The organism is uncultured Dialister sp. (assembly GCF_937959425.1).
In the GTDB taxonomy this organism is placed as follows: Bacteria; Bacillota; Negativicutes; order Veillonellales; family Dialisteraceae; genus Dialister.
The window spans coordinates 1-3,147 of sequence record NZ_CALGPS010000080.1; the positions used below are offsets into that span (position 1 = coordinate 1).

The 3,147-nt window shown below is 54.0% G+C and carries 3 protein-coding genes; all 3 read left to right on the plus strand.

Annotation, left to right across the window (positions count from 1 at the left end; all coding sequences use genetic code 11):
• The first annotated feature begins 151 nt into the window (after positions 1-151).
• From Q0482_RS03150 to Q0482_RS03160, 3 genes are read left to right on the plus strand one after another with little or no spacing between them, the layout of a single operon-like run.
• A complete protein-coding gene (locus Q0482_RS03150) occupies positions 152-1,372 on the plus strand; it encodes an MBL fold metallo-hydrolase (RefSeq protein WP_299143277.1) in 1,221 nt (406 codons plus the stop codon).
• Between the two features lie 2 nt (positions 1,373-1,374).
• Positions 1,375-2,463 carry an efflux RND transporter periplasmic adaptor subunit gene (locus Q0482_RS03155; protein ID WP_299143280.1) on the plus strand — a complete coding sequence of 363 codons (1,089 nt, stop codon included), beginning with the start codon at positions 1,375-1,377 and terminating at the stop codon, positions 2,461-2,463.
• A complete protein-coding gene (locus Q0482_RS03160; protein ID WP_299143283.1) occupies positions 2,460-3,050 on the plus strand; it encodes a DNA-3-methyladenine glycosylase in 591 nt (196 codons plus the stop codon). The genes Q0482_RS03155 and Q0482_RS03160 overlap by 4 nt, the downstream gene beginning before the upstream one ends.
• Positions 3,051-3,147 lie beyond the last annotated feature (97 nt).

Sequence of the window (3,147 nt, forward strand, 5' to 3'; positions counted from 1 at the left end):
GGAGATAGTAATTATCGACAGTCAAATGAATTACCGAGGAAAACTTGACACTTACCTTCCCTTTTGAACCTTTTGAACCCTTTTCTTATTCGTGGTATACTTAAAAAGCGAAAATGACTGTTTTTATCAGCATATGACAAGGGGTTTCACCATGCATAACGAACAGAAAGTAACTGAACATATTTACTGGATCGGCGGCAATGATTTCGTATCTACCCGCTTTGAAAATCTGATTCCCATTTCCCGGGGCATTTCCTATAACAGCTATTTCATTGACGATGAAAAGACGGCGGTTATGGATACGGTGGATTCGGTGATTCGGGATGTGTTTATGGACAATGTGTCCCATCTTCTCCAGGGGCGGAAGCTGGACTACATTATCATCAACCACATGGAGCCGGACCACAGCGGGTCTCTCCTGGCCCTGGCGGAGGCCTATCCGGAAGCGAAGATCGTGGCCACGCCCCAGGCGCAGAAGATGATCGACCAGTATTTCCATATTTCTCTCCGTGACCGATTCATCACCTCCGATGAAAAGCTGGAAATCGAACTGGGTTCCCACCGGCTCCATTTCCTGAAGGCACCTATGGTGCACTGGCCGGAGGTGACTTTTACCTATGAGGAAAGTGAAAAGGTGCTTTTCTGCGCCGATGCCTTCGGTACCTTCGGCGTGCTGAACGGCTCCGTCTTTGCGGACGATGTGGACTACGACGGAGAATACCTCCCGAGCTGCCGGAAATATTACGCCAACATTGTGGCCCGCTACGGCGCGCAGGTGCTGATGGCCCTGAAGAAGGCGGAAAAGCTGGATATCCGCTATCTCTGCTCCCTCCACGGTCCGGTGTTCAGAAGGCCGGAAGATATTGGAAAGATGATGTCCCTCTACAGGAAATGGGCATCCTGGGAGCCGGAAGAACGGTCCGTTTCCATCTTCTTTGCATCCCCCTACGGCAATACGGCCATGGCGGCCCAGATCCTGGCAGGAAAGCTGGCGGCGGAGGGCGTGAAGAACCTGAAGCTGGTGGACCTCTGCAGCAGCTCCATTACAGAGGCATTCCCGGAGGTACTCCGCCGGAGCCATATGGTGCTGGCGGCGGTGACCATGAACATGGGCCTGAACCCCGTGATGAATGCATTCCTGGACCTCTGCAAAGAAATGGACGTGCAGAACCGCACCATTTCCATCATTGGAAACAGCAGCTGGGCACCCAATGTGAGCGGGAAGCTCATGATGGAAAAGGCAGGCGCTTTGAAGAAATGCACCATTCTGGGCGATGCGGTCCATATTTCCTCATCCCCTGCCGATGATGACACCCTTGAAAAACTGGCAAAACTCATTGCCGGCCATATAATGACAGAAAAGAAGGCATGAAAATGAATAAATGGATGGCCTGTGCGGCGGCATTCTGCCTGTCCGCCGCCATGTTTCTTTCAGGCTGCGGGAGCCGTCCCTCGGTTCACGTAATGAAAGCACAGCAGACGAGGGAACCCTTTACCCTGGAAACAAAGGCAGCGCCGGAAGCACTCCATACGGCGCCGGTGATTCCACAGGTTTCAGGAAATCTGATTTCCAACCCCCCTGACGTGGGTACTGTGGTGAATGCGGGAGACGAGCTCTTCAAAATCGACTCCTCCCAGTACGAATCCCAGGCAGCGGCCCTTCGGAGCCAGATTGCCGCCGCCTCCCAGGCAGCGGCGCCCACCTATACCTACAGCGCTCCCGCCGTAGATGACAGCCTGGAAGCATCCCTCCTGAAACAGGGCATTATTACCCGGGCGGAATATGAGAGAATCAAAGGAAGAAAAGGCGGCGGCGCCGTACAGCAGGCTCCCGCAGCAGCGCCTGCCCAGGCACCGGCCCAGCTGGTGGCCTCCCTGCAGACACTGGAAAAAACCATTGCCAACTGCACCGTGCGGGCCCCCATCAGCGGCGTGATTTCCCAGGTCTACATCGGCGACACCCATCTGGCCATGGCAGGGAAACCGGCCCTGGTTATCCGCCAGGACTCCCCGGTCACCGCCTCCGTCCAGATTCCGGCGAAACTGGACAACGTCATGGAAAAAGCCAAAGACGACAAAACCTTGACCGTCACCATGAGCGACGGCTCTGAAATCTGGTACGGCGAACTCAAAAAACAGCCCAACGAAGACGGCGACAAATTCACCACCTACAAAGTGCAGGTGGACAATACAGACGATGAAATCACCATCGGAAACGAATACAGCATCCGCATCGAAAGCGGACAGAACGTTTCCTGCTTCATGATCCCCAAATCCGCCGTCATCGGTGACAGCACCGTGGCCGTAGTGAATGACGACAACCTGGTGGACATGAAATCCGTATCCATTGCCAGCGACACCGGCGGCTACGTCCTCATTATGGACGGACTGGCAGAAGGGGACCGGGTGATTACAGACCCGCCCAAGAGCCTGGACATGGGCATGCAGGTAGACGTGAAATGAAATGGACAAGAGAAGACTTCCTGGGTGACGCCGTCACCACCGCCAGAAAACTCATAGGCACCGTGATAGTCTCAAAAACCCCCGAAGGCATCACCGCCGGCCGCATCGTGGAATGCGAAGCCTACGGCGAAACATACCAGGGCCATAAAGACGACGGCGCCCACGTGTTCAAAGGAATCACTCCCCGGACCAGAATCATCTTCGGAGAAGGCGGCCATGCCTACGTCTACCTCATCTACGGCATGTACACCTGCCTCAACTTCGTCTGCGGCCACGAAGGAGAGTCCGGCTCCGTCCTCATCCGTGCCCTGGAACCGCTGGAAGGACTGGACCTTATGACAAAAAGAAGGCACCAGACAAAAGAAAAACTCCTCACCAGCGGCCCCGGCCGCCTCACCCAGGCCCTGGGCATCGATATGTCCTATTACGGCATGGACCTCACCGGAGATACCCTCTACGTGGAAACAAGAGAAAAAGGCCCCTGGCCCCTGGAAATTACAAAACGGAAAAACATAGACTACGCTGCCTGGGGCAAAGACTTCCCCTGGCGCTTCCTCCTGAAAGGGAGCCCCTATGTGTCGAAATGAAAAAAGCAGTAAAGAAATGATTGACATTTCTTTACTGCTTTTTTAGGGAAGCACTGATTAATTCATAGAGTTTTCTTTTATAAGAATTTTTATGCAC